This window comes from Amycolatopsis sp. NPDC004079, assembly GCF_040610415.1.
Taxonomy (GTDB): domain Bacteria; phylum Actinomycetota; class Actinomycetes; order Mycobacteriales; family Pseudonocardiaceae; genus Amycolatopsis; species Amycolatopsis halotolerans.
The window spans coordinates 69,424-93,177 of sequence record NZ_JBEXMH010000004.1; the positions used below are offsets into that span (position 1 = coordinate 69,424).

Sequence of the window (23,754 nt, forward strand, 5' to 3'; positions counted from 1 at the left end):
AAGACTTGGAGGCAGGATTCGAACCCGCGCCCTCCCGGACCTGAGCCGGGTGTTCTGCCTGCTGAACTACTCCAAGACGCGGAGGATGGACATGGAGGCGGGACTCGAACCCGCGCCCTCCCGGTTACGAGCCGAGTGATCTGCCGCTGATCTACTCCATGCCGTTCCCCGCACTGGAAAGCTTATGCCGCTGCGGGACACCATCGCCACCGATTTCAGGCGGTCTCCGCTATTCCAACGGGGCGTGCGAATCCCTGGCATGACGCGCGGGGAGAACTCCCAGTTCGCGGCGACCGAGCGAGCCCGGGGACCGCTCCCGCTCGCGAGTACCATGATCGCGGAAACCCGACCGGACCTCAGATCCGGTGGCATACCCGAGGCGGGCACCACGGGCCCGAGCCGTACCGGAGGGTCGTCGGCGCCGACGGAGACCTTGGAAGGACTATCCGATGACCTCGGAGCAAGCCCGTTCGCAGCTGCGGTCCCTGGTTCGAACGGTCGAACACCTGGCGGAACCGGCCGCTGCGCAGGTTGCTTACCTGCGCGATCTGCGGACCTACCCGTCCGCGGACGAACTGGCTCTGGAGTTCGATGCGATGCGGCGGTTTGTGCCAGAGCTTGCCGAATCCGGCCTGATCACGAGTTCTGCCATCGCGATACTGGATGCGATAGACGAGAAACTGACGGACATGAGCGGTCGTAAGAACGAGGATCTGTGGCACGCGGACTCGCTGGAGTCCTCGGCCGACTGGAAGGTCGTGCGCACGCTTTCGAGGGATGCACTGGCCCGATGGAAAGTATCTTGACATGAGCGGGATTCGCCTCCCTGGGATCAGAACTCAGATCGTCTCCGCGATCGTCAGTTTGTCGGACCGGGACTACCAGGAACGAGTGTGGATCCGGCGTGAACTCCCGCACCCGGACTACTACGACGAATTCGATTTGGCAGTGCACTCCCTCTTCGACGACTCACCGATTCTTCCGTCCCCCGCGCCCGGCTGCGTCGGGGAGCTGATCTACGCCGACGAAGAGATTCCGCTGGCTCGGCTGGGGGAGATGCTCGGCCCGCTGATCGACGAACTCGGGGACGTTCCCGACGCCGAGTACCTGAACAGCCCGCAATGGCCGGAAGTGGTTCGCCGGGCGACGGCCGTGCGAGAAATAATGGAACGGAACGAGGAAACCCATCGTGATTGACAAACCCGGCGTCCAGCCCGAGGGGTGATGCGGTGGTGCCGCCGGGGCGCCAAGCGCCGAGGACGTGAGGACAAGGGGCCCGGATTCGTGCAGCGCGACCCGCTGGTGCGGACTGCTGGGCCTCGCGTTCCTCGCCAGCCCTCGGCACCCCCGGTTGCCTGACGCGACCGAGGAGCACAACGAGCTGATCGCGGTCTACCGGGCTAGGGAAGATCGCGGCGGTGAGATGGCCGGTCGGTCCGCTGTCGATCCACCGGATCAACAGGACCCTGAAGACGTGCCCGAACCGTCGCGTGGGCCTCGCTCGTCGCCGCGAGGGCCGCCGTTGCCCCACGAGAGCGACCCATGACGCAGGACCTGGGTGGAATTGAGTAGTTCTGCTTAGGCCTGGTGAGTAGGTGCGCGTGGTTTGCGCAGGTAGGTGCCCCGCTCGGGGGGTAGCAAGGTTGATCTCGCTGTCCTTGCTCCCGTAGCGTGACAGGCTGACTACGGGAGGGGTCTGATGGGGTTCAGAGCGGTGCCGGACGCGTTGAGAGCGGCGGCCGGAGCGGCCGGGGAGAAGGCGGGCAGGCTGCGCGAGGCGGACTGCGCCGAACCGGTGGGACGGATCGGCGGGGCGGTGCGGGGCGGAAAGGCCGCAGCCGCGGCCGGACACTGCCGGGAGTCCTTGTCGACGACGTTCACGCAGTGGTGCGCTCAGGCGCAGCGCTTCGGCGAGCACCTCGGCGATGCGGCCGGTCGCTACGAGCGCGGCGACCACGAGGCGGCAGGGGTGTTCCCGTCCGCGCCGACGATGCGGGGGCCGCGCTGATGGTGTCGCTGGCCGATGTCCGGGCCTGGGACCATGCTGCGCTGGACGAGGTGTTCTCGGTCTTGCAGATCCGGACGCAGATCCTCATTCACGACGGGGACGACTACGGCAAGATCGTGCCGGTCGAGGGCTGGAGCGGGCCCGCGGCCGACAACGCGGCCGCTCAGCACAAAACTCACATGCAAGCCCTGGACGCTTATGCCGCCGGCGCCGCTGCTCTGGGCAAGGCGGTCGGGCAGGCCTCCGACGCGATCGTGGCGGTTCAGTCTGCGATTTACAATGCCGACGAGTTGGCCCGCAAATACGGATTCGCGATCGCTGACGCCGGCGGGATCGCTGACGCCTACGCCGGGAAGCAGCCGCCGCCCGACCTGAACCCCGACGACCGGGAACGCATCCATACCCAACTGGTGGACGAAATCGCCCAGATCCTGCGGACCGCCAACGACCTCGACGCCGATCTCGCGTCGGTGCTGGACCGCGCGGCGGCGGGCCAGTTCGGCACCGGAAACGAGTCCACGGTGGCCGCCGCGGCCGCCGACGGGCTGGCGGCGCCCGGCATCACCGCGCCCGAACCGCCGCCGAACGCGACGCCGTCGCAAGCCTCGGCCTGGTGGGCCACTCTCACGCCAGCCGAGCGCGACATCCTCATCCGAGACCGCCCGGGGACGGTCGGCGCGATGGACGGGCTGCCGGGCTCGGCCCGGGACCGGGCGAACCGGGCGGTGCTGGCGCAGCAAGAGACCGATCTGCGCCGGCAGCGCGAGGACATCCAGCGACGCATGAACGGGCTGAAAATGTCCGACCCGCAGCAGCAGAACGAGCACCACGACCTGCAAAGCCAGTTGGACGGATCGACGGACGACTGTCCGAATTGGACAAGGTTGGCAAAGCGCTGGCGCAGCCGGGCAGTCGGCAGCTGCTAGTGCTAGACGGCGGCGGAGACCACCTGAAAGCGGCGGTCGCGTCCGGGAACGTGGACACCGCCCGCAACATCGTCACTTTCACTGGAGGGTTCGGCTCCTCCGTCAATGGCGATCTCCTTGACTACGACAAGCGAATGGACCAGATCAGGCAGGATGCCGACGACATGTCGGAAAGGTACGGACACGGCGGAAAATCGGCGGCGGTGACGTGGATGGGATACGATGCGCCGCAGTCGGTCGACGTGCTGCGCACGGGGAAGGCCGAGGCGGGAGCGGGCAAACTGGCGCCGTTCCTGCAGGGCCTGGACGCTTCACGCGAGGGCGACCCGGCGCGGCAGGTCGCACTCGGGCACTCCTACGGCTCCACCACCACCGGGATCGCGCTGCGCCACGCCGGAGCCGACGCGGCGATCTTCGCCGGGTCGCCCGGGATCGACACCGGGAACATCACCGACCTGAAAGTCCCGCCCGGCCAGTCCTACGTCCTCAAAAACGACGGCGACCCGGTTGCCACGTCCGGCTGGTTCGGCAAAGACCCCGTCGACATGCCCGGGGTGCACCACATGTCCACCGACCGCTCATACCCGGCCGACGGACCGCCCCTGGACGCCACCACCGGGCACTCCAGCGTCGACCAGTACCTGCGCCCCGGCACCACCAGCCAGCACAACATCGCCGCCGTTGTCGCCGACACCCCCGCACAGCTCACCCTCCAAGACCAGCCGGGCTTCGAGTACCGCATGCCCGGCGGACGGTAGAAATCCCTCATGCCCCCGCACCGATCCCGTACCCGACGTCCGGCCACGCTGACTGTCGCCCGCCTCGCCGCGCTCGCACTGGCGCTCGCCGTGACCGGTGGCTGTGGACAGAAAGGACCCAGCGTGTCCGACGCCTACGACCAGCTCATGCAACGCCCTGACATCGACCAGGCCCAAGCCGCCTACACCACGATGACCAAGACCATCCGCGACCGCCTCACCGCCGAATTCGGCCGCACCTGGGAGCAAGGAGGAGAACTCAGCGGCAGCACCTGCGGCAACGACTACCCGGGACTCGACTCCGACGGCCAGACGCTCAGGCTGCCCCGCTGGGACTCGTCCGGAAACCTTCCCGACGCGGACTGGCCTCGCGCCCAAGCCTTGGTCGGGCAGATCGCCGCAGGCTACGGCTTCAACTCCGCCCCTAAAGTCTTCACCAACCGGCCCGGCGACCACGACGTGGCTTACGGCAAACCCGACGGCGCACTCCTGCACTTCGGCACTGCCGTAAACACCACCGTCCGCGTGGAGACAGGCTGCCACCTCACCGCCGAAGCGAAGAAACGAGGGGCACCGTCCCAGCAGTAGACGCACTGGCCGAGGAAAGCGCACAGCAGTCCCTGAGGCTGCCGACGGTCCGGACGTCGGGATGCGGTGCGACTCCGCGCCCTACTTCCGGGACGATCCGAAGGCGTGCGTCAGCTCTGACGTGATCCCCTGGCTACCCGTGCTCGCTGGCGCGCTTCCCGCGACTACTCTGGCGCAGCCGCCGAGGCGCTTGTGGCCGACCGCTGCTTCGCCGCCCCTCGCGACGATCGCCAGGCTCGCCGCGGGACTACTCCGACAGCGGTGCGAGGCCGCGGCGGCCAGCCCGATTGTCACTTGCCGCGTCCGAGCAGGCCGGCAACAGGCCCGTGTCCTGACGCGGTCAGCCGATGATGTGCCGTTTGACCGCGGCAAGGGACCGCGTACGTGGTTGCACGGTGTCCACTGGCAACGCTTCCTCTTGCCAGGAGGGAAAATTTGCCAGTCGCTGCTGCACATTCTGCCAGTCGCCAGCGTTGTGCCAGCCGGGGATTCCGCGGCTGCGGCCTTCGAGCCTGGCGCGGTGGATTTGCGGGTCGGAGCAGTGGCACACGACCACGCGGAACTGGGCACCGGCTCGGTGGGCCAGGCTGCGCCAGCGATCCCTGGTGGCGACGCTTTCGGTGGGATGATCGAGGATGACGTACTGACCGGCGACGAGTTGCCGAAGAGCGAGCGTGGTCAGCAGCTCTTCGGCCATCTCCAGCGGAGCCTCGAAATGACGGCCGCCGAACGGAGTCAGCGCGCCGAGCAGCCAGTCGGTGGCGAAGACCGGGATGCCCAGCTCGGCGCCGGCGGCGTCGGCCAGGGTGCTCTTCCCGCTGCCGGGCAACCCGGAGAACACGACCAGCCGAGCACCTGTGGCGGCGGAAGACAGGTCGTAGTCGGTGAAGTCGGCCGGCAACCTCGATGTCAGGTCGGCCGGCACCAGTCCGGTGACCCACGTGGAGGCGATTCGATGGGGCCGTGCGGCCTCGACGACGCAGGAAACGACGTCAACGGTGCCGTCGTGGCGGAGGATCCGCGCCCGTGCGGTGGTCTCGCCGACGTCGAGACCGACTGCGACGACCGGCGCGTAGTGGGCGGCTCGACCGCGGGTGACCTCGACGTACCTCTCGGGCGTGACGACGGCGGTGAACGCGGCCGCGAGCACGTCGGACGCGTCAGCTCCCCAGCCTGGTTTCCCGTCCAGGCCGTCGAGAATCCATTCCAGCCGCGCTAGGGCAGGACTGGCCGCGAAACGTTGCACTGTTCCCCCAGGCAAGTGGTTGAGGCGAGCCGATCAAGCCTAGCGAGCCTGCCCGGAGACAGGCCGGACGTTCGCCCACGACTGAAAGAGACTGCCGTGAGCAGGCCGCGCTGGGGAGAAACCAGGGTGCCGCGCGGTCAGTAGCAGTTGAGCGCGTTGAGTGAGTATCAGGGTGCCGCATTGGCCGCGCGTTGTCCGCCGCTCGGCGCTCATCGATGGTGCGGCCACGTTCACTCGGTCGTTGGAAGCGACCAGGGTTGACGAACGTCACTGGGATCCCCCGCTGTTCCTGCTGACCAAGCAGCGGAAGTACTTTTTCGATCCGGATTCGATCCGTGCACCGCTCGTGCACCCCGAGGCTGCGGTGAAGGGCGCCGTGGTCGTCGGTGCGAACAAAGGCTGGCACACCAGGTTCGGCACGACCGCGCACCGCTGGGGACAGAGCACGCATGGCAAACGTCGCGACATAGGTCCGCGCGGGAAGAATCCCGGCGACGTCTGGTCGGTCAGTGCCCGGCTGACGCGAGAGACGCACGTCGATGCGGTTCCGATCGAGATCCCGTTGCGTTGCATCGCCGCGGGAAGCCCTAAAGGCGAGGTGGTTCTCGATCCGTTCAGCGGTGCCGCCACGACAGGGTTGACCGCTCGCCGGCTGGGCCGCGTATATCGGCATCGACCCCGACCCCGCGTTGCATGACCTCAGCCTGAGTCGTCTCGGATTGACGATCGACGAGCAGGGGAGGGCGGCATGAACCGCCTCCTGATTCAGCCGAACGCACACCTGGCGGGCCGGTGCGGGATGGCCGCCGCGGATGGAGGTCGTGCTCGGCGCGGGCTTGCGAGCAGGAGCGGCGTCTTGCGTCGGCGAGGGAGTGAACGGTGAGCGGCTCTGTGCGGTTGTGCGTGGGAGATGCGGCGGAGGTGGTGGCGGGTATGCCTGCCGGGTCGGTGGATTGCGTGGTGACGTCGCCGCCGTATTGGGGATTGCGGGACTACCGCGTTGCCGGTCAGTACGGAGGGGAGTCCACTGTGGATATCTATGTCGCGCACCTGGTCGAGGTGTTCGACCGGGTGTCCCGGGTTCTGCGGCCGGGCGGGACGGCGTGGCTGAATCTCGGCGATTGCTTCGGCGGTTCGTGGGGCAACTACGTGGCGCGCGGTTCGGGCGCGCGGACGGCGCCGGTGCGGGAGGCGAGAGGGTACGGGGTGCATCGGCCGCCGCACGCGGGTTTCCGGCGCAAGGATTTGGCGGGTGTGCCGTGGCGTGTGGCGTTGTCGTTGCAGGAGCACGGGTGTCTGGTGCGCAACGCGGTGGTGTGGGAGAAACCGAACGCGCGGCCGGAGAGTGTGCGGGACCGGCTTGCCCAGCGCTACGAGACGGTGTTCCCTGCTGGCTCTCTCGCCGGAGCATTCGTTCGCGCCGCGGTCCGATCCGGGTGAGAGCGGGTCGGATGTGTGGCGGGTGTCGGCTGGGCGTTCCGGCAAGGGGCATCCCGCGTCGGGAACGGTGGAGGTCGTCCGCCGCTGCCTCCGCTGGGGTGCCCGCGCGGGGGCGTGGTCCTGGATCCTTTCTGCGGAAGCGGCACGACCGGCATTGCCGCGCTGGAGCATGGATGCTCGTTCGTCGGGATCGATCTGGACCCTGCCTGTCACGACCTGGCGCGGCGGCGGCTGACGGGAGGTGCGACGTCGTGACCGTTGAGGGGCCGGTGCCGATGACAGTGGCCGAGGCGGCGGCGCTGCCCGCGGTGGTGGATCTGATGACGGCGGCGCGAGCGTTGAGGATCGGGCGGACGACCGCCTACGCGCTGGCGCGTCAGGAACGCGCCATCCGCCACGGCGAGGTCGGCGCCGAACAACTCCAGCACGCCCTCACTAGCCGCATCACCATCGAACAAGCCAAAGGCGTGCTCGCCCAAGCCGGGTCCATCCCCATGGACGAAGCATTCCACCGCATGCGCCGCTACGCCCGCGCCCACGGCCAACGGCTCAGCACCACCGCCGACAACATCGCCCGCAAAGTCCTCGCCCCGGACGTCGTCCTGGCCTTCCCCTTGCCCCCGCTGACGTCTGCGGGCTGACCCTCGCGCGGCCCGCGATCCGTTGTCAGCGCCAGCAAAAGCGTCCTCTGCGGCGATAGCGGGACGGGCGGCGCGGCGCGGTGCCCTGGCGAGCACGGCCGGGCGGTCGGCGTTGAAGCAACACCATCTGGCGGCATGTCCGGATTTCGCGTGACTGGCGAGGCGCGCGGCGGCGAAGCGCGTTCGGTCCGAAGAGCCCACTGCACAACCACAGCGGTTTGTCCGCCACCGCCGACGCCATCCACCACGACAATCGCCGCTGCGTCCACAGAGCGGTCCGAATCCGGCAGGAGAGCGTCCATCGCGGCGAGCAGTCGAGCCGCTGGTTGCAGATATCGCTCACAACGAGATACGGAGCGCAGGTTGAGGTTTCTTCCTGGTGACAGATACGGCTCACAGTCACATGACGTGTGTGAATGATCAGCACCTGTGGACGGTTCTCGGCGAGGTCGCGCGGGCGGGCATCCTCTCTCGGGGGTGATCTGCAAGGTCCGGAGTCCTGATCAGGGCCGGCGTTCGCCGTCGGGGATTGTCGTTGCCGCACTCCGCTCTTCCCCCCCGGCGAGACGGGAGCCCCGTGGCGCACCCGGTGGGCCGACCGCTTTGGCCAGCCCGCCGGATGCGGTGTCGTTCGAGGGCGGTTCGGGTCAGTTCAGCCCGCTGACGGTGCCGCCGAAGAGCCCGTCCTTGGCGGAGATGGCGTACCCGTCGCCGTTGGACAGGTACCAGTGGGCGAAGGTGCCGTAGGCGTTGCCGAATCGGAGGACGACTTGGCTGTCGTTCCATGACAGCGGGATGATGCCGATGCAGTTGGCGCTGCCGTCGGGGTTGCTGGCTCCGGCCTCGAAGTTGTTGTCGTCGAGGAAGTGGAGCTGGTTGCCGAAGACGAAGCCGTTGTTGGTGTACGTGCCGCAACTGGTGATGTTGTCCGGGGTGCTGGGCGGCGGGGCGGCCCCGAAACCGGAGCCGGTAAGCGTGATCGTGGGCGAGGCGACGCCGGATCCGCCGCTCCCGCTGAACGAAACCGACGCGATCGAAGGCCGTGTCGCCGCGGAGGCTGTGCTGGGGGCAGCGGCTGCCGTTGACGTTGCCAGCCCTGTCGTCAGCGTCAGCGCTGACGCGACCAGCCCGGCTTTCTGTGAAAATCTCATGCGTGTTTCCCCTTCTTCTTTGCTGTAATTCCGGTTTCCGTGTCAGATGAGCCGACAGTTCCGGCCGGACGTCTGGATCTGCCCGGTGTTGTGGCGATGCTGTGCCGATGTATCCGTTTTCCTCTGCGGTGAAAGCCGAATTGCCTGCCCGGCAACAATCGTGCCGCCCCAGCCGCGCCGGGGTAATCCCATGACCGAGGGGGTTGACAGCAGCTAGGATTGAGCGATGGCACCGACGATCGACGCGGTCTCCCGCACAACGCTGGGTGCCGCAGGCGAGGCCGACACGCTCCACGAACTGGCCGCGGAATTCTCCCGCATCCTCGGCCCAGGCCTGCCCCACGACGGGTACGCCTGCTTGATGGGCGGGGTCGATCCGGCCACCGGCACGGTCGTCATGCGGGCGGGCAAGACCGGATACGGTCTGCGGGCGGGCTTTCGGATGGCGCACCACTGTCGTACCAACCGTTATCTGAACCCCGCGCTGGGCGGCAGCCTGGCCGCGATGCTCGACTCCGGTCGGCCCGCGACCCGCGCCACCGAGGCAGTGAACGAACTCATGGCCGCGGAGGGGGTCGGCATCGATCTGCGCATCGCGCTCACCGTGCGCGGCCGGACCTGGGGCGCGTTCGGGCTGACGCGCGAGCACGGAGCGAACCCGTTCACCGCCGACGAGATCCGGTACGCCGAGCGGCTCAGCGGGCCGTTGACCGCCGCGGTGCGGCGCTTCGCCGCGGGCATCCCGGCGAGCCCGGTCCGCGGATCAGTGCCGGGCACGCTCGTCCTCGACCGCGACGACCGGATCACCGCGGCGACCCCGGCCGGTCGCGAGTGGCTGCGCGACCTCGCCGCCAACCCCGCGCGTGGCGGCGAACCCGGCCCCGAAATCGTTCTGGTGAATCCGGTGGTCGCCGCTCGCCGGGGCGACCCGCCCGCGGTCAGCACGGTGCCCACTTCCCGCGGCTGGGCAAGCATTCACGCGCAACCGCTCCACGGCGCCCGGCCCGGCGACGTGGCAGTCACCGTCCAGACCGCCTCCGCCGCCGACCTGCTTTCCGCGGTCGCCACCTGCTGCGGCATCACCGACCGGGAGAAAGCTGTCGTCGAGCAGGCGCTCGGCGGCTTGCCCATCAAGCAGATCGCCCGCAGGCTCGATCTCTCCGCACACACCGTCAACGACTACTTCAAAGCCATCTACCGGAAACTCGGCGTGACAAGCCGCGAAGAACTCTTCACCGTGCTGACCCGCTGACCCCGCCGCGAAGCCCCGCACCGCGCACGGCGGCCGGATGGTCGTAGTCACGCAACGCGACCTGGAGGGCGCGGTTGCGCATGGCAGCACGCTGGTCGGGATGGAGAGACGGCGCGAGACGCAGGGCAGCGGCCAACGTCGGCAGTTCTGACAGACGAACTGTTTTCGAAAGCGCATGAACGACAACTGCCTTGGCGGGTTGCGGCTATCGTCTTGCGATCACGCCGCACCGTCTCGCTGCGGCAGGTTCGCATCGCTGGCGCGACCGCGCTCGCGGCTCCATTGCCCCGAACGCGACGCGGCGGTTCAGTGGTCAGCCACGCCGGGAAATGAAGAATGTGGACGTCGTGGCGATCCTGGATCGCAGACGGCCTTTGCGTGTGGCCGGGAGCTGGACCTTGTCCCGGCCACACGCACGCCCGGCTGAAAGCGCGAACTGATTGCCCTGGCCGACTCCGGCACCGCCAGAGTCCCTGCGGTCGCCGAAACGGCGGCGACCTTGAGGCAGGACGGTTCCCCCGCCAGTTTCACGCCGAGGTCCGTTTCGCAGGGTTGCGCAAGGGAACAGTCGATCCTCACGGTGGCAGCTGAGAGACGGTGCGCGTGCGGTCAGGCACCGTTGGGAAATGCCCGTTTAGCGGGTTGCGACAAGTTCGGCTTCTTTGCGCGAACGCGCGGCCGGTTTCATCGGGAGTGACGCGGCCTTCGAAGATCAGGAGACCGTCCAGGGAAGGCTTTCGCTACCGCGGCGCAGGTCGAGTGTCCGGTCCAGTCCCAACAAGCGGATGGGGCGCACTACGGCTCGCTGGCTCGTCACGATCACGAGCGGTACGTCCGCCGCCCGGGCCGCGCGACTCGCCGCCACTAGCGCCGACAGGCCCCGGCAGGTGCAAAAGGCAACCCCGTCGAGATCGATGATCACTGGGTGGCGTGAATTTTCGATCTCGTACAGCAACTCTTCACAAAAGAAGGCGACGGTCGACGAGTCAAGATCCCCGGAGAGCGCCAAGACCGTGACACCGGATCCGGTTCTGACCGTGATGCGCACGGGCGGCGGCTTCGGCGCGGCAGGGGAGATGCGGCGGATCGGGCTGATCATGCGGCGGCTCTCCTGCGGCATCGGCAAGAGGAGAACCAACGCATGGCCCACCTGGGCTGGGGCGCTGGGGGCGGCTCCTGGCTAACCGTGGTTTCTCACCGTAGCGCGGGCATTTGTTTACGACAACAGGCGATGTCGCGTTTCAAAGCAATCCTGCGGAGAGAGCGCTCTCCTCGCCAGGGCCAGATCTGACCGTCGAACACGCCGAGTGCGCTTGCCCGCGGTGAGCGGAACTGGCTTCGTATGCTGTCGGCCGTGACGCTTGAGAAGACCCTCAAGAAGCTCCAGGACACCGCGCGTCAGAGATCTGCCCCCGACGGCGGCCGTCATCTCAGGCAAAGCGCCGGTCGCGTCGTCGAGCCAGCGCCGGGCGGTAACCGCGGTCAGATGTCGGGCCAGGCTCGACTTGCCTGCTCCTGGCCCGCCGACGATCTGCACGCCCGGATGGCTGGCGAACAGGCCGTCGGCCGGTAGGCAAAGGGGGTTCTGGCCGGGCGCGGCGGTCTCGACCTAGAAGAGGCTTTCGTCTTGTTGCGCAAGCGTGCCCGGTACACGAGCCAGCGTCTCCGGACGCTCGCGCTCGCGGTGGTCGCCGTCCAGGCGGCCGCCGATTCCGTCCTCCGTCCGGGGGCGTCCGCGAACCGCCGTCGCGGCTGTCGGTCGTGACGGCTGCGAATCGGCTCCTGCGTGCCGGAGCCGAAGAACTGGCCTTTGTTCCTAGCCGGTCGGTCGGAGCGACCCCCGGGTTACTCCGGGGAGTGGGAGCCGACGGTCCGCAACCCGGTCCGGAGCAGGCGGGCGACCTGCGCCGGTGTCCAGCCGGTCGTGCGAGCGACGTCGGCGACGCTCCGGTGCTCCACCGCCGTCGCCCAGAGAGCGAAGCGCTGCCGGGGCGGCAGGAGGGCTAGTTCGTCGAGCAGGACCGCATCGCGGACCGCGGACTCCAGCTTCGCCGTTCGGCCGCGGGACGGGAATTCAGCGTGCAGAGAGGCCAGAACCCGATCTCGCGCCGGGCGTCCGTGATCCGGTCCCGCGGTGTCGGAGACCGCGAGCTCGGCGGTGACCCGCCGCCACACCCGTTTCCGCACGCGCGACGACGAGCCCAGGTTGCAGGCAACCCGGTAGCCCAGCGAAATCATCCGTTCCCCGAACGAAGGATCCCCGCTGAGCCAAGGGGGCAACGCGCGCAGGTGTGCGTCGTGCGGGGTGTGCGTTCCGGCCGTCATCGTGGTTCCTCCACCCGCCTGCTCCGGCTCCGGCTCCGGCGTGAGGCTACCCGGGCGTCGGCGATGCAAACCGCCGTCCGGGCATCAGCTGAGATCGAGCCGGGCGACGCTCGCGGTGGTCGGCCGGGAAGACCCGCTGGCCGGTTCGACCGTGACCCCGACCCGGTCGGCGTCCGGTGGCAGCGCGCCGACGAGCGCGGCCGGTCCGGAACCGGGGCGGAGCAGCCCGGCCGAATGCACTCCGCCGGGCCCGATCAGCCAGACCTGGTAGGCGTGCCGGGCGTCGAGCGCAGGCATGCCGTCGAGCGCCAAGGAGAGCTTCGCCAGCGACCGGGAAACGACGGCGGTAACCGTGCCCCCGGTACTGCGGTTCGTGAGGGTGATCGCGTCCGGGGCGCGGCGGATGTCGGTCGATCCGAGGGCGACCGGTGCGGCAGGGGCTGTGCGTTCGCTCAGGGTGATACCGGCGACTAGCCCGCTGACGGCGGCTGCCGCCGTACAAAGGGCGACCGCGAGCCGAACCCGCCGCGACCGCGGCACCGATTCGAGCGATAGTGTCTGCCGGGTGGCGGCGGCCTCGGCCAGCACGGCGGCCCGCATCCCCGGGCCCGGCTCGACGGCCGCCGCGATGCCCATCCGGCTGGCGACTTCTCGCAGCTCGCGCACTTCCTGAGCGCACGTCCCGCACACCAGCAGGTGCTGCTCGAAATGAGCCCGTTCGGCGCCGGTCACCGCGTCGAGTGCGTATGCGCCGGTCAGCATGTGCGTGTCGGCGGTACCCATGCCGCCCCTTCCCGTTCCGGACGCCGAAAGTCCACTATGGACAGAACTGTCCAGCCGCGCGTCAGGAGGCATTCGTCGCGGAAGCTCCGGCGGTTTGGTCCGGGTGCGCACCAAACCGGGGGGCCTTCGGTGCCGAAGGCCCGGTATGACCACTGCGGAAGTTCCCGAAGCCGGCGCGGCGAGACTGCGGCTGCCGTCCGCGGCGTTGTGCGGCGTGCTCGCCCTGCTCGCCGCGCTGGCCGCGGGACATCTGGTCGCTTCGTTCATCAGCATCAACGCGTCTCCGTATCTCGCGGTCGGCAACGGGGCGATCGACCTGACCCCGGTGCAGCTCAAGGACTTCGCGGTGCGGACGTTCGGCACGCATGACAAACTGGTGCTGCTCAGCGGGATGGCGGTGGTGATGGTGGCGGTCGCCGCCGTCGCCGGAATGCTCTCGGCCCGATCGCCCGTGATCGGGGCAGCGATCATCGCGTTGTTCGGCCTGGTGGGCGGCTTCGCCGTCTACGAACGGCCGGACCTTTCCGCGGTCGCTCTGCTGGCGCCGCTCGCCAGCCTGGTGACCGGGGTGGCGGTTTTCCTTCTGCTGCACCGAATCGCTCCGAGAAAAGACATCGTGGCGGGCAGCGGTTCTTCGGGCGCGTCCCGCCGTTCCTTCCTGCTCGGCGGTGCCGGGGTCGTCGTCGGAGCCGGCGCGTTCGGCGGGGCCGGGCAGCTGATCAGCGGAACCCGCGACGCGACCGCATCCCGCGAGGCGGTGGGGAAACTCGTGCCCGCCACTACCGCGCCCGCGATCCCGGCCGACGCGGACTTCGCGAAACTGGGCACGCCGCGATTTCTCACGCCGAATCCGGATTTCTACCGGGTGGACACCGCGTTGTCCGTGCCGCAGGTTCGCACGGAAGACTGGAGCCTGCGCATCCACGGCATGGTCGAGAAGGAACGGACCTACAGTTACAGCGACATCCGGAACCGGCCGCTCGTCGAGCGCACGATCACCATGACCTGCGTGTCCAATGAGGTCGGCGGCGACTACGTGTCCACGTCGAACTTCGTCGGCATCGACCTGGCCGACTTGCTCGGCGAAGCCGGGGTGCGTCCGGGCGCGGAGCAGCTGTTCTGCACCAGCGTGGACGGGTGGACCTCCGGCACGCCGGTCGAGGCCGCGCTCGACCGCAGCCGAGGGGCGATGCTCGCAATCGGGATGAACCGCGAACCGTTGCCGCTGGAACACGGTTTTCCCGCGCGGCTCGTGACACCCGGGCTCTACGGCTACGTGTCGGCCACGAAATGGGTCGTGGACATCGAAGTGACCACGTGGCGGGCGCGGCAGGCGTATTGGCTCAAACGCGGGTGGAGCGAGCAGGCTCCGATCAAAACCGAGTCGCGGATCGATACGCCCAAGGGCTTCGCCACGGTTCCGGCCGGTGCGGTGCGGCTGGCCGGGATCGCGTGGTCGCAGCACAACGGCATCGAAAAGGTGGAGATCCGGGTCGACAACGGGGACTGGCAACCGGTCACGCTTTCGGCTGAGGTCAATCTGAACACCTGGCGGATGTGGTGGACCCAGATCGCGGTGAAACCCGGCACCCACCAGGTATTCGTCCGCGCCACCGACAAGACCGGCTACACCCAGACCGACCAGCGCGCCGGGACCGTGCCGAACGGAGCGACCGGCTGGCACTCCACCACGTTCATCGCGAGCTGAGAATTTTCTTCCCGCGGGACCCATCCGGGCCGCGCGCGGCACCGAATCCCCCGCACAACCGGCCGTTCGACCGGCCGGCGCGGATCAGTCCATTGTGAACGGAGAACACTCGTGAAAACCCTTCGCACCGCCGGAATCGGCCTCACCGCCGTCGCCGCGCTCGCGCTGACCGCGTGCAGCGGCAACGACCAGGCCTCCTCCGGCAGCGGCAGTTCCAGCAGTGCGCCGATGTCGAGTTCGATGTCCGCGCCGATGTCCAGCAGCGCTTCCTCGGGCGACGGGATGACCACCAACGCCGATGTGTTTGGTCCGGCGTGTTCCAAGCTGCCCCAGGGCAATGCTCCAGGCTCGCTGGACTCGATGGGTCCGCAGCCGGTGGCCAGCGCGGCCTCGACCAACCCGCTGTTGACGAAACTGGTCGCCGCCGTCAAGGCGACCAACCTGGTCGACACCTTGAACAGCCAGCAGGCGATCACCGTGTTCGCGCCTGCGGACTCGGCGTTTGCTGCTTTGGGCGACGCGAAGTTCAATGAGCTGGCCAAGAACCCGACCCAGCTCGCGCCGATTCTGCAGTACCACGTGCTGGGCAAGCGCTACGACGCGAAGGGGCTCGCTTCCGCGGGCGACGTGACCTCGCTGAACACGGCGGGCGGGCCGCTCAAGATCGAGGGCTCCGGCGACAACATGACGGTCAACGGCGCGAAGATCCTCTGCGGCAACATCCCGACCAAGAACGCGACCGTGTTCGTGATCGACAAGGTCCTCACCCCCGGCACCAACAAATAGCACCCGGCTCCGGGCTTCCACCCTTGCCTTGCGGGAAGTCCGGAACAACGGCCGCCGCGGCTCCGCCGATCACCCGGAACCGCGGCGGCCGTGCCTCGCTGTACGAACGCGCAACCCGTTCTGCCACCAAAGACTGACGGCGAGGCGCGTGACATTCGCCGTCGGGGGACGCGACAGCGGCAGCGTCCCGCCGGCCGGTGCCACAGCTTGCTCACTCCAGGCTCGTGGTGCCGGCCGGCCCGCGCCGGTGCGCGAAATCAGAGCAGTGAAGCCGCCGTTGCTGTCAGGTCCCCCGATCTGGTGCGCGGAACCAGCGCCGGAATGTCTTGGCGTGCTGGAGGTGCGAGTGACGGTGTGCTCGGTGCCGACGCAACGGTGGGCGGTCTCTGGCGCGCTCGGTCAGTCGGCAGTGGGCACGGTCGACGCGATTGCCCGCGATGCTGGGTTCGGTCGGACGCCGTCGTAAGTCCACAAAGGCCTGTAGTGTGTTCGTTCTTGAGGGAATCCGGGGCATTGTTCCGCGATGATTGCGGCAGAGTCCGGCGCTCGCGAGCACGATGCACACGGGCAAGATATTCAGCGGCAAGCCAAGTCTGAGCAGCGGTGCGGAAAACGTTCACGTTTCGCGGACGGTGCGAAAAATGCGCCAGGCAGGCCGACAACGCGGATCAGAAATCGTCACTCACCCGATGATGTGATCTTCGTCATTCGTTCGGGGAGTGAGTTTCGCGTGGCCGGCGAGTCGAACCGATGAACTAAACAACGGGAACCGACAGGAGGAGTTTCGATGGCTTCGACGACTGACGCGGCGGCCAAGTCCCAGGACGTGGAGAAGGTCAATGCGGGTCCGCTGACCAGTTCGCAGGGGACGACCTCGGTCGCGGACGTGGTGGTGCAGAAGATCGCCGGGTTGGCGACGCGGGAGATCCCGGGCGTGTACGACCTGGGCGGTGGTGCGGCGCGGGCGTTTTCGGCGCTGCGGGAGCGGATTCCGGGTGCGACGGCGTCGGCCGGGCAGGGTGTTTCGGTCGAGGTGGGGGAGAAGCAGGCCGCGGTGGACCTGCAGATCGTGGTGGAGTACGGGGTTTCGATCGCGGACGTCGCGCGGTCGATCCGGCGGAACGTGATCAGCGCGGTGGAGGGAATGACGGGGCTGGAGGTGGTCGAGGTCAACATCAACGTGGGAGACCTGCACCTGCCCTCGGACGACGACGAGGAGGACGCGTCCGGCGACAGCGGCCGGGTGCAGTGAGCGCGGTCGCGGGCCGACCGGGGCGGTGCTTCGGTGCGGTTGCCGGTGATGGCGGGCGTGTGCGGCGCGCGGTTCGGCTGGACCGCGTGCTCGACGCGGACGGTTGGCCGCGATGAACCCGCTTGAGGAGGCCGCCCGGATCGTCGCTGCCATGCGCGAGCTGCCGGAGGTGGCGGAGCTGCACAGCGGCCCGTTCGGCCGGGTCGCGACGCTTGGCGCGGGCGGCCGGGTGAGCGGAGTGCGGGTGACCGAGGCGGACGTGACCGTCGGCGTGACGGTCTGGGCTCCGTTCTCGGCGGGTGACGTGGCGGCCGCGGTGCGTGCTGCTGTCGCGTCGCCCGGGCGGCCGGTGCATGTGCTGATCGCCGACGTCGAAGTGCCGGCTGCGGCGGGAACCGAGTCGGAGAACAGGAAGGAGACGGTGTCGTGAACGCAACGGGATTGGGCCTGATCACCGGCCTCGCGCTGGGCATTGCCGCCGCGATCGGCGGCTTCGGTGCGTTCCTGCTCGTCCTCGTGCTGGGCGCGGTGGGTTTGCTCGTCGGTCGTCTGCTCGACGGCAAGCTCGACCTCTCGCAGCTCACCGGCCGCGATCGGGGGTGAGCTGTGGCTGTCGCAGCGGAGGAGCGGGGCAGCCTCGTGATCAGCGAGCACGCTGTCGAACGGCTGGCTGCCCATGCGGCGGGCGAGATCGACCGGGTCGGCGGGGCCGCCGGGCGGACGCTCGGGATCAGCCTCGGCGGGGAAGCGCTGGACCGGTCGGCGAAAACGTCCGTCCGGATCGCGGGCGGCGAGGTGGAACTGGACGTGCGGATCTCGCTGGAGTACCCGGCCCCGGTCGGCGCGACGACCGAACGGGTCCGCGGCCATTTGCGGGGGCGGGTCGAGGAGCTGACCGGGATGCCGGTCCGGCGCGTCGGCATCACGGTGACGGCTTTGCACGCCGAGGCCGCTGAGCAGAGGAGGGTCGAGTGAAACGCCGAACCCGCCGGTCTCTTCCGGCGAGCTTGACCGCCGGTGCGCTGCTGGCCGTGTGCGTACTGGTTGCTGTCGCGGTGATTCAGCGGCTGACCGGGAACCAGCCGTGGCTGGACTATCGCGCGGTCGCCACTGCCGTCCACAACGCGCACTGGACTGATCTCGTCCCAGCGCTGATTTCGGGTGCGGTAGCGCTCGTCGGGCTGGTGCTGCTGTGGGCCGCGCTCCTGCCGGGCAAACGCCGGATCCTCCCGTTGACGGGCGACCCGGATTCCGGTGCCGACACCGTGGGCTACCGGTCCGCGTTGCGGGCAGCCGCGACGGGCGTGGACGGGGTCGACCGAGCCCGGCTCTCGACCGGCTCGCGCAAGGTCAAGGTGCGGGTGAAAACGGCACGCACCCGGACGGACGGGCTGACGGACGCGGTCCGTTCTGCCGTCGAGTCGCGGCTCGACCACATCGCACCGGCTCGACGGCCCGCGGTGTCGGTGCGGGTTCGTGCTACGAGGGAGGGGTCATGAATCGTCCGGCCGCGCTCAATCGGTTTCTGCTCGCGGTGATCGGTCTCGTGCTGCTCGCTGCGGGCGGCTTCGGTCTGGCCATCCATTTCCGCGTGCTGCGGGTAATCGATCCCGAAGCACCGCTTGTGCCGGGCACGGGGGAGCCGCCGGGTTGGACGTTTTACGTGATCGCCGCGGCGGCGGTCGTGGTGGGACTGCTCGCACTGCGCTGGCTGCTGGCCCAGCTCGCGCACCGGCCGCGCACGGGAGTGTGGCGTTTCGAAACCGATCCCGCCTACGGACGCACCGAGTTGCGCGCTGACGACGCAGTGGCCCCCTTCGCCGAGGAACTGCGCGGGTATTCCGGAGTGCACAAGGCGAGCGCGTCCCTTGCCGGGACCCGGGAGCAACCGTCTCTGGCGTTGATTGTCACGTGCGAGCAGGACGTCGACCTCGGCGAGATCCGCGGCCGCATCACCGAGGAGAGCCTGCCGCGGCTCGAGGAAGCGTTGGAACTGAACGACATTCCGGTCGCGATCGAGTTCCGGTTCACCAGCCGCGCGACGTCCCGCGTCGGATAGCCGCCCGCGGATGCCAGGTCGGGTGCCGCGCACCTCCGGTGCCGGACCGCTGGCGGCGGCCCGGCACCGCGGCGGCCGGGTCAGTGCGCCGCGCTGGTGTTCACGGCACCGTTGACGCCCTTGGGGAAGAAGCCGCCCGAGGTAGCGGCTTTGCTGGTCAGATAGACGATGTTGAGGACTTGCCCGGGGCTGCGGCTGTAGGCGATGCCGTTGGCGTCGGCGGGCACGATGTTGGCATTGCCGCGGTCGTCGATGACTCCTTGGTCGTCGTCGCCTGGACCGTCCAGGCTGTCGCGGGCGTCGGAGAGTTTTACGGTGGCTTCGCGCGAGTTGGTGCCGAACAGGCCGCCGCCGCGTTCGTAGAGCGCGGTGCGGATGTTGCCGGCGTGGTAGGCCTCGACGGCGAGGATGCCCGCAGCGGCTTCCAGATAGGTCTTGTTGCTGATCAGCGGTGCGGCGCCTTTGTAGGCCGTCACCCCGACGTCTTCGAAAAGGAACGCGGCCAGCAGGAAATTCTCTTCGCAGGCGAACGCGTCGAAGGTGTGCCCCTTTTTCACGAGGCCCGCAGCTTGCGCGGCGGCGGTGAAACTGGATTGCAGATCGATCTGCGGCAGGCTCACGGCCGCGGAGCCCAGTGCGCCGCGCAGGAAAGCGACGTGCGCTTTTTCGTCGCCGGCGATTTCATGGGCGTACTGGCGGGCGGCTTTCGTCTCGAACCGCACTGCCCGGCCGCCGGTGACTCCGCCCTGGGCGCCGGTGCCGGTGGTCATCGAGTCCGGCAGCCCGCGTCCGGTGACCGCGTGCAGGTAGAACTCGGCTTCCAGGTACTCGAGGTTGAGCGCGAAGTTGAGCACCGCGCCATCGCTGATTTGAGCGCTTTCGGCCGCCTCGTGCGCCGGGCGGGTCGAGGCCGCCGCGGTGCCCGCGGTCAGGCCGCCCAGCGCACCGGCTCCCACCACTCCGAGCCCGGTCATCCCGGCGGCCCGCAGGAAACGGCGGCGGTCCTGGTCGTTCTCCGCGCTCCGGTTGATCATTGAAGCTGCATAAAGCTTGCCAAACACGGACGAACTCCTCCCCGCCCGCGCGGGGAGCGCGGGCGTCACTCGCGGCCGGACGCCCGGCCGCGAGAACGGATCCTTCGTGGACGATTCGGGTTCGGAGCCGGTGGCGGCCCGGTTTGGCCGGGTGCACCGATCAGGTGACCGGAATCCGGAGCCGCGCGCGTGTCGTCGGGGCCTTCGCCGGAGCCGCGATCCGGCGGCTCTCGACCGGGTGACCGCAGGGCTCGCACCAATACGCGCGGCCCTCGCCGGCGAATCACCGGTGACCAGCCGCCGGGGAAGGACTCCGCATGCCCGCCACCCGCTCAGCGCCGTCAGCGCGGGAAACCTTCGCGCTGACGCCGGAAGTCCTGATCGTCCTTGCCGCACAAGGGGACCAGCGTGCGTACGCGCGGCTGTACGAATACCTCTCCGGGCCGGTGCACGGCAAGGTCAATGCGGTCCTGTGCTCGCCGGCCCAGTCGGAAGAGGTCACGCAGGAGGTGCTGCTGGAGATCTGGCGTCAGGCTGCCCGGTTCGACCCGTCCCGTACCGCGAGGGTGCTGACCTGGGCGCTGACCATCGCGCACCGGCGCGCGGTCGACCGCGTCCGCTCCGAACAGGCGTTCCGGAACCGGCAGGACAAAGCGGCCCGGCTCGAGTTCCGTCGGCCGTACGACGACACCGGAGAGGCCGCACTGTCCATAGTGGATCGTGATCGAGTGCGCGGCGCGCTCCGCCGGCTCACCGCGCTTCAGCGCGAGTCGATCCAGCTGACTTATTTCTGCGGCCTCACCTGCCGCGAGGCCGCTGACCGGCTCGGTGTCGCGGTCGGCACCGTCAAAACCCGTGTGCACGACGGGATGATCCGGCTGCGGGACGCGTTGGGAGCGCCCGCGTGACCGCCGATTCGCACACCAGTGGACCGCCTCGGGCCGGGGCGCGAAAGCGGCTGTGGCGGGCCACCGGTACGGGTGCACGATGTCGGCGCTGCGTGTACGTGCCGCAGCCGGACGTGCCCCATTGCCGCCGAATTGCTGAGCCGAAAGGGTGATGCGAGTCCCGCGTTCCGGTCGCCGACAGGAACGATCATCGTCGGTGCTGTTTTGTCACCGGCCGGTAACGGCTAGGTTCGGTGCCACCGTTCAAACACGACGGAAGAGGCGGCGCGGAACCCATGAACCCCCATCGCCTCAACCCCGCCGGCCGTGCCCCTCAGTCCTCGGGCCGGCCGGAAGTGTTCGCGCTGCGCCTGCGCCGCGGCGGCCGCACCTCGACCGGCCGCGTCACCGGCGAAACCGACCGCGAAACCCACCTGGTGCCTGCTCAAGGCGAAGGGGAGACGGTCGACGCGCTCTGCGGTGTCCGGCTGCAACGCGACCAACTCGAACCCGCAGGGGTGCCCGCTCCAGTCCCGTCTCCGGAGGCACCGTCCACGGGACTGCCCTGCATCGCCTGCTACCTACAGTTCCTCCACCCTGGCCGATACCGGGACGAGCTCGGCCCGACCAGGCAACGCGGATGGCGCGAGTGGTGACCACTGCGCGATCCGGCCGTACCCGCAACCCCGGGCCAGACGGATCGGTTGCGGCTGCCCGCGGCGGCCATTTGTCGCTGTAACACGCAACGTTCCGGACCCCGTCGTCTCATGCGTGTGCAAGGGAGCACGGGTGGCGTGAACGCGTTGTGGGGATGCAGGCGACGCCGGGCTGGCGTGCCTGCGGACAGAATCCGGGTTGTCCACAGATTCCTCGAGCTCTCTTGGCTGACGTGATGCGCTCTGCCAGCGTGTGGCACATGGAACCGACTTTTCGTGTGCGACCGTTGCCCTCGTCGGCGGAAACACCCGGCCCCGTGTCGATCTGGAGACAGTCCGGGTTGGACTGAAGGATGCGGAATTCGCTGCTGCGGAAGCCGGACATCTCGACGACGCCGTCCTGCTCGCGCGGGCTCACGACGCAGTCTGCAGCCTTGCTGGCCACCCACACTCCGACCGCTGAGCTCTCGCCGTGCCAAGGGGCCTCGCGCATAACGCGTAGGTCGTAGTCGGTTCGAGAGGACGCCGGGGCACCAGAGCGCGCCGCGCCGACGTGGTCCAGGGACGGTCGATCTTCGTCGGCCGCACGGCCTGCGACGAGCATATAACGAAGCATTCGACCGGTTGAACGCCGTTGTCCGCGGCTCGTCAGGCAGGGGTGTTTCCTGGCATGTGGTGTTCAGGCGTGGGCGGCGTCGATGAGTGCCTTGCCTGCGTAGTCGCCGGGGCGATGGGTGGGGCCGGGCAGCACGAAGTAGTAGCCGCCCCCGAAGGGCAGGATGTATTTGTCGAGGGCCTGTCCGTTCAGCCGGCGTTGGACGGCGGCGAATCCGCGTTCGAGGTCCTGCTGGAAGCAGATGAAGATCAGTCCTTCGTCGCGCGGGTTCTCTGCGTTGCGTCGGTATGAGTAGCCGCGGCGGAGGATCCGGTTCTGGTCCGTTTCCGGTCGTCGGGGGTTGGCGCGGCGGATGTGGGCGTCGAGCGCGATGGTCTCCCCGCTCGGGTCGCTGGAGTAGTCGAATGGTGTCGTCTCGCCGAGGCGTCCCAGCGGGGAGCCGTCTCTTTTCGTCCGTCCGATGACTGTCTCTTGGCGCGCGACGGATTCCGCGTCCCACAACGACGGCGCGAATCGGATCAGCCGGACGACCTGGTAGGTGCCGCCCGCGGTCCACGCTGGTTCGTCGCTGGCCGGCTGGACCCAGACGAGCTGGTCCATCAGCTTCGGATCGTTGACGTCGGGGTTTCCCGCGCCCTCGCGGAATCCGAACAGGTCCCTTGTGGACGGTCTGCCGTCTTTGGTCGCCGAGTTCTCGTCGCGGAATCCGCCGATGCTCCATCTCGGCCGCAGCCAGCGGCTGGTCGCTCCCGCCAGCCGCTGGCTGACGCGTTCGGCTTCCCCCGATTCCGCGGCGCAGACTTGCACCAGGATGTCGCCGTGACACTGACGAGCGTCCAGCACATCGTTCGGGAAAGCAGGCATCGTTCCCAGCCGGCGTGGCCGCAGCGCCTGAAATCCGAACCTGCCGTCGAAGAGCGACGCACCGACGGCCACGGTGACTTCGTTGCCTGCGATCGCCTCGTCAAGGCTTCGAAAGGTGGCTTCCACGCTTGCACGGTCGGTCGCCGCGAAGTCGAGCGACGACATCACGACCGACTTCGGCGGCGGGGTCACCACTCCGGTCTGTGAGCGCTCCGCCAACTCCGGCACGTCGTTCCTCGATGCCGGGGCGGCCGAACACGAAGCAGCCATCGACGCCGCCAGTATCGAGCCGAAAAGCGCCCTGCGCGGCAGCTCCGCGCTCCGGACCGGCAAGCAGTCGCTATCGGCCACAGCCGCTCCGCTCCGTCCACGTCGACCAGGCCACCGGCCTTTGCGCTCTCTGCCGCAAAGACGCGCGAGCAGCGGCATCGTCTCGCGATCCGGCCGGTTCCCGCACTGCCAACCTTTTCCGCAATCCGTATCGCTCGGTTTTGACGTGCACGAAAATCTCTTCTCGATCCGATTCATTGAAAACAATGCCGAACTGATTTCCGCGCATGGCACGGTTGCGTCCCAAGCCCTCAGCCCGCTTGCGGCGGAGTAATGCTGCGGGGCTGTCGTTTCCTGCCTCGGGACCTCGCTTCGTGCTCGTTCGGTTCCGCTGTCGCGCGCCAGGCCGGCGGTCGTGGCGGGACTTCGCTGCGCGGCAGCCCCTGGGCCGATCGGGTTCCCTGACTGCCGTCCTCACGGGCCGTCCCGCCCTCTTGCCGGGAG

30 protein-coding genes and 2 tRNA genes are annotated in these 23,754 nt (G+C 68.7%); 23 read left to right on the forward strand and 9 right to left on the reverse strand.

Features of this window, described 5'->3' with window-relative positions:
• Nucleotides 1-3: 3 nt before the first annotated feature.
• Together ABZX37_RS05605 and ABZX37_RS05610 are read right to left on the reverse strand one after the other, a co-directional pair.
• Nucleotides 4-76: transfer RNA gene (locus ABZX37_RS05605), tRNA-Leu, on the reverse strand.
• Between the two features lie 10 nt (nt 77-86).
• Nucleotides 87-161: transfer RNA gene (locus tag ABZX37_RS05610), tRNA-Thr, on the reverse strand.
• A gap of 288 nt (nt 162-449) precedes the next feature.
• On the opposite strand from ABZX37_RS05610, the gene ABZX37_RS05615 reads away from it, so the two are divergent.
• The 6 genes from ABZX37_RS05615 to ABZX37_RS05640 all read left to right on the forward strand — a co-directional run bounded on the left by ABZX37_RS05615 (nt 450) and on the right by ABZX37_RS05640 (nt 4,280).
• Nucleotides 450-806 (forward strand): hypothetical protein, encoded by a 357-nt coding sequence (locus tag ABZX37_RS05615; RefSeq protein ID WP_354736338.1) that lies wholly within the window; start codon nt 450-452, stop codon nt 804-806.
• Nucleotide 807: 1 nt separating this feature from the next.
• Nucleotides 808-1,197, forward strand: a complete 390-nt coding sequence (locus ABZX37_RS05620) for a hypothetical protein (RefSeq protein WP_354736340.1) — start codon at nt 808-810, stop codon at nt 1,195-1,197.
• A 502-nt stretch (nt 1,198-1,699) separates the two neighbouring features.
• A complete protein-coding gene (locus ABZX37_RS05625) occupies nt 1,700-2,008 on the forward strand; it encodes a type VII secretion target (protein ID WP_354736342.1) in 309 nt (102 codons plus the stop codon).
• Nucleotides 2,008-2,934: a hypothetical protein gene (locus ABZX37_RS05630; RefSeq protein WP_354736344.1), complete on the forward strand. Its 927-nt coding sequence runs from the start codon at nt 2,008-2,010 to the stop codon at nt 2,932-2,934. The genes ABZX37_RS05625 and ABZX37_RS05630 overlap by 1 nt, the downstream gene beginning before the upstream one ends.
• The gene (locus tag ABZX37_RS05635; protein ID WP_354736710.1) at nt 2,934-3,692 is read left to right on the forward strand and encodes an alpha/beta hydrolase; all 759 of its coding nucleotides are present in this window, start codon (nt 2,934-2,936) and stop codon (nt 3,690-3,692) included. Before ABZX37_RS05630 ends, ABZX37_RS05635 begins: the two co-directional genes overlap by 1 nt.
• A gap of 9 nt (nt 3,693-3,701) precedes the next feature.
• Nucleotides 3,702-4,280, forward strand: coding sequence for an LppA family lipoprotein (locus ABZX37_RS05640; protein ID WP_354736346.1), 579 nt, complete (start codon nt 3,702-3,704; stop codon nt 4,278-4,280).
• 340 nt (nt 4,281-4,620) lie between these two features.
• On the opposite strand, the gene ABZX37_RS05645 is transcribed toward ABZX37_RS05640, so the two are convergent.
• Entirely contained in the window at nt 4,621-5,526 is a 906-nt protein-coding gene (locus ABZX37_RS05645) for an AAA family ATPase (RefSeq protein WP_354736347.1), read from the reverse strand.
• A gap of 241 nt (nt 5,527-5,767) precedes the next feature.
• On the opposite strand from ABZX37_RS05645, the gene ABZX37_RS05650 reads away from it, so the two are divergent.
• From ABZX37_RS05650 to ABZX37_RS05665, 4 genes are all read left to right on the forward strand, one after another.
• Nucleotides 5,768-6,223 carry a DNA methyltransferase gene (locus ABZX37_RS05650; RefSeq protein WP_354736349.1) on the forward strand — a complete coding sequence of 152 codons (456 nt, stop codon included), beginning with the start codon at nt 5,768-5,770 and terminating at the stop codon, nt 6,221-6,223.
• Nucleotides 6,224-6,405: 182 nt separating this feature from the next.
• Entirely contained in the window at nt 6,406-6,966 is a 561-nt protein-coding gene (locus ABZX37_RS05655; RefSeq protein ID WP_354736351.1) for a DNA methyltransferase, read from the forward strand.
• Between the two features lie 114 nt (nt 6,967-7,080).
• The gene (locus ABZX37_RS05660; protein ID WP_354736353.1) at nt 7,081-7,221 is read left to right on the forward strand and encodes a DNA methyltransferase; all 141 of its coding nucleotides are present in this window, start codon (nt 7,081-7,083) and stop codon (nt 7,219-7,221) included.
• Entirely contained in the window at nt 7,218-7,607 is a 390-nt protein-coding gene (locus ABZX37_RS05665; protein ID WP_354736355.1) for an ANTAR domain-containing protein, read from the forward strand. The genes ABZX37_RS05660 and ABZX37_RS05665 overlap by 4 nt, the downstream gene beginning before the upstream one ends.
• Nucleotides 7,608-8,254: 647 nt before the next feature.
• Here the strand turns inward: ABZX37_RS05665 and ABZX37_RS05670 are convergent.
• On the reverse strand, nt 8,255-8,758 hold the full coding sequence (locus tag ABZX37_RS05670) for a hypothetical protein (RefSeq protein ID WP_354736357.1): 504 nt from the start codon (nt 8,756-8,758) through the stop codon (nt 8,255-8,257).
• Nucleotides 8,759-8,984: 226 nt separating this feature from the next.
• Here ABZX37_RS05670 and ABZX37_RS05675 point away from each other — a divergent pair, with 226 nt between their 5' ends.
• The gene (locus tag ABZX37_RS05675; protein WP_354736359.1) at nt 8,985-10,010 is read left to right on the forward strand and encodes a LuxR C-terminal-related transcriptional regulator; all 1,026 of its coding nucleotides are present in this window, start codon (nt 8,985-8,987) and stop codon (nt 10,008-10,010) included.
• A 712-nt stretch (nt 10,011-10,722) separates the two neighbouring features.
• On the opposite strand, the gene ABZX37_RS05680 is transcribed toward ABZX37_RS05675, so the two are convergent.
• Nucleotides 10,723-11,109, reverse strand: coding sequence for an STAS domain-containing protein (locus ABZX37_RS05680; protein WP_354736361.1), 387 nt, complete (start codon nt 11,107-11,109; stop codon nt 10,723-10,725).
• A 255-nt stretch (nt 11,110-11,364) separates the two neighbouring features.
• Here ABZX37_RS05680 and ABZX37_RS05685 point away from each other — a divergent pair, with 255 nt between their 5' ends.
• Nucleotides 11,365-11,583, forward strand: a complete 219-nt coding sequence (locus ABZX37_RS05685) for a hypothetical protein (RefSeq protein WP_354736363.1) — start codon at nt 11,365-11,367, stop codon at nt 11,581-11,583.
• 12 nt (nt 11,584-11,595) lie between these two features.
• The gene (locus ABZX37_RS05690) at nt 11,596-11,775 is read left to right on the forward strand and encodes a hypothetical protein (protein WP_354736711.1); all 180 of its coding nucleotides are present in this window, start codon (nt 11,596-11,598) and stop codon (nt 11,773-11,775) included.
• Between the two features lie 80 nt (nt 11,776-11,855).
• On the opposite strand, the gene ABZX37_RS05695 is transcribed toward ABZX37_RS05690, so the two are convergent.
• Nucleotides 11,856-12,335 (reverse strand): sigma factor-like helix-turn-helix DNA-binding protein, encoded by a 480-nt coding sequence (locus ABZX37_RS05695; RefSeq protein ID WP_354736365.1) that lies wholly within the window; start codon nt 12,333-12,335, stop codon nt 11,856-11,858.
• 84 nt (nt 12,336-12,419) lie between these two features.
• Nucleotides 12,420-13,118: an anti-sigma factor gene (locus ABZX37_RS05700; protein WP_354736367.1), complete on the reverse strand. Its 699-nt coding sequence runs from the start codon at nt 13,116-13,118 to the stop codon at nt 12,420-12,422.
• Nucleotides 13,119-13,263: 145 nt separating this feature from the next.
• On the opposite strand from ABZX37_RS05700, the gene ABZX37_RS05705 reads away from it, so the two are divergent.
• The 8 genes from ABZX37_RS05705 (at nt 13,264) to ABZX37_RS05740 (ending at nt 18,923) form a co-directional block, all read left to right on the forward strand.
• Nucleotides 13,264-14,826, forward strand: coding sequence for a molybdopterin-dependent oxidoreductase (locus tag ABZX37_RS05705; RefSeq protein WP_354736369.1), 1,563 nt, complete (start codon nt 13,264-13,266; stop codon nt 14,824-14,826).
• A gap of 111 nt (nt 14,827-14,937) precedes the next feature.
• Complete coding sequence (locus tag ABZX37_RS05710) at nt 14,938-15,612, forward strand: fasciclin domain-containing protein (protein WP_354736371.1); 675 nt, start codon at nt 14,938-14,940, stop codon at nt 15,610-15,612.
• 787 nt (nt 15,613-16,399) lie between these two features.
• Nucleotides 16,400-16,864 (forward strand): Asp23/Gls24 family envelope stress response protein, encoded by a 465-nt coding sequence (locus tag ABZX37_RS05715; RefSeq protein WP_354736373.1) that lies wholly within the window; start codon nt 16,400-16,402, stop codon nt 16,862-16,864.
• A 112-nt stretch (nt 16,865-16,976) separates the two neighbouring features.
• The gene (locus ABZX37_RS05720; RefSeq protein ID WP_354736375.1) at nt 16,977-17,294 is read left to right on the forward strand and encodes a hypothetical protein; all 318 of its coding nucleotides are present in this window, start codon (nt 16,977-16,979) and stop codon (nt 17,292-17,294) included.
• Nucleotides 17,291-17,467, forward strand: a complete 177-nt coding sequence (locus tag ABZX37_RS05725) for a hypothetical protein (RefSeq protein ID WP_344275056.1) — start codon at nt 17,291-17,293, stop codon at nt 17,465-17,467. The genes ABZX37_RS05720 and ABZX37_RS05725 overlap by 4 nt, the downstream gene beginning before the upstream one ends.
• 3 nt (nt 17,468-17,470) lie before the next feature.
• A complete protein-coding gene (locus ABZX37_RS05730) occupies nt 17,471-17,839 on the forward strand; it encodes an Asp23/Gls24 family envelope stress response protein (RefSeq protein WP_354736377.1) in 369 nt (122 codons plus the stop codon).
• The gene (locus ABZX37_RS05735) at nt 17,836-18,363 is read left to right on the forward strand and encodes a DUF6286 domain-containing protein (protein ID WP_354736379.1); all 528 of its coding nucleotides are present in this window, start codon (nt 17,836-17,838) and stop codon (nt 18,361-18,363) included. Before ABZX37_RS05730 ends, ABZX37_RS05735 begins: the two co-directional genes overlap by 4 nt.
• Nucleotides 18,360-18,923 carry an alkaline shock response membrane anchor protein AmaP gene (locus tag ABZX37_RS05740; protein WP_354736381.1) on the forward strand — a complete coding sequence of 188 codons (564 nt, stop codon included), beginning with the start codon at nt 18,360-18,362 and terminating at the stop codon, nt 18,921-18,923. Before ABZX37_RS05735 ends, ABZX37_RS05740 begins: the two co-directional genes overlap by 4 nt.
• Nucleotides 18,924-19,003: 80 nt before the next feature.
• Here ABZX37_RS05740 and ABZX37_RS05745 read toward each other — a convergent pair whose 3' ends face one another.
• Nucleotides 19,004-19,984: a ferritin-like domain-containing protein gene (locus ABZX37_RS05745; protein ID WP_354736383.1), complete on the reverse strand. Its 981-nt coding sequence runs from the start codon at nt 19,982-19,984 to the stop codon at nt 19,004-19,006.
• Nucleotides 19,985-20,274: 290 nt separating this feature from the next.
• Here ABZX37_RS05745 and ABZX37_RS05750 point away from each other — a divergent pair, with 290 nt between their 5' ends.
• Nucleotides 20,275-20,865, forward strand: coding sequence for a sigma-70 family RNA polymerase sigma factor (locus ABZX37_RS05750; RefSeq protein WP_354736385.1), 591 nt, complete (start codon nt 20,275-20,277; stop codon nt 20,863-20,865).
• A 1,314-nt stretch (nt 20,866-22,179) separates the two neighbouring features.
• Here the strand turns inward: ABZX37_RS05750 and ABZX37_RS05755 are convergent.
• Nucleotides 22,180-23,145 carry a Dyp-type peroxidase gene (locus tag ABZX37_RS05755; protein WP_354736387.1) on the reverse strand — a complete coding sequence of 322 codons (966 nt, stop codon included), beginning with the start codon at nt 23,143-23,145 and terminating at the stop codon, nt 22,180-22,182.
• Between ABZX37_RS05755 and ABZX37_RS05760 the strand changes: the two genes are divergently transcribed.
• Nucleotides 23,096-23,584, forward strand: a complete 489-nt coding sequence (locus ABZX37_RS05760; protein WP_354736389.1) for a hypothetical protein — start codon at nt 23,096-23,098, stop codon at nt 23,582-23,584. The genes ABZX37_RS05755 and ABZX37_RS05760 overlap by 50 nt on opposite strands.
• Nucleotides 23,585-23,754 lie beyond the last annotated feature (170 nt).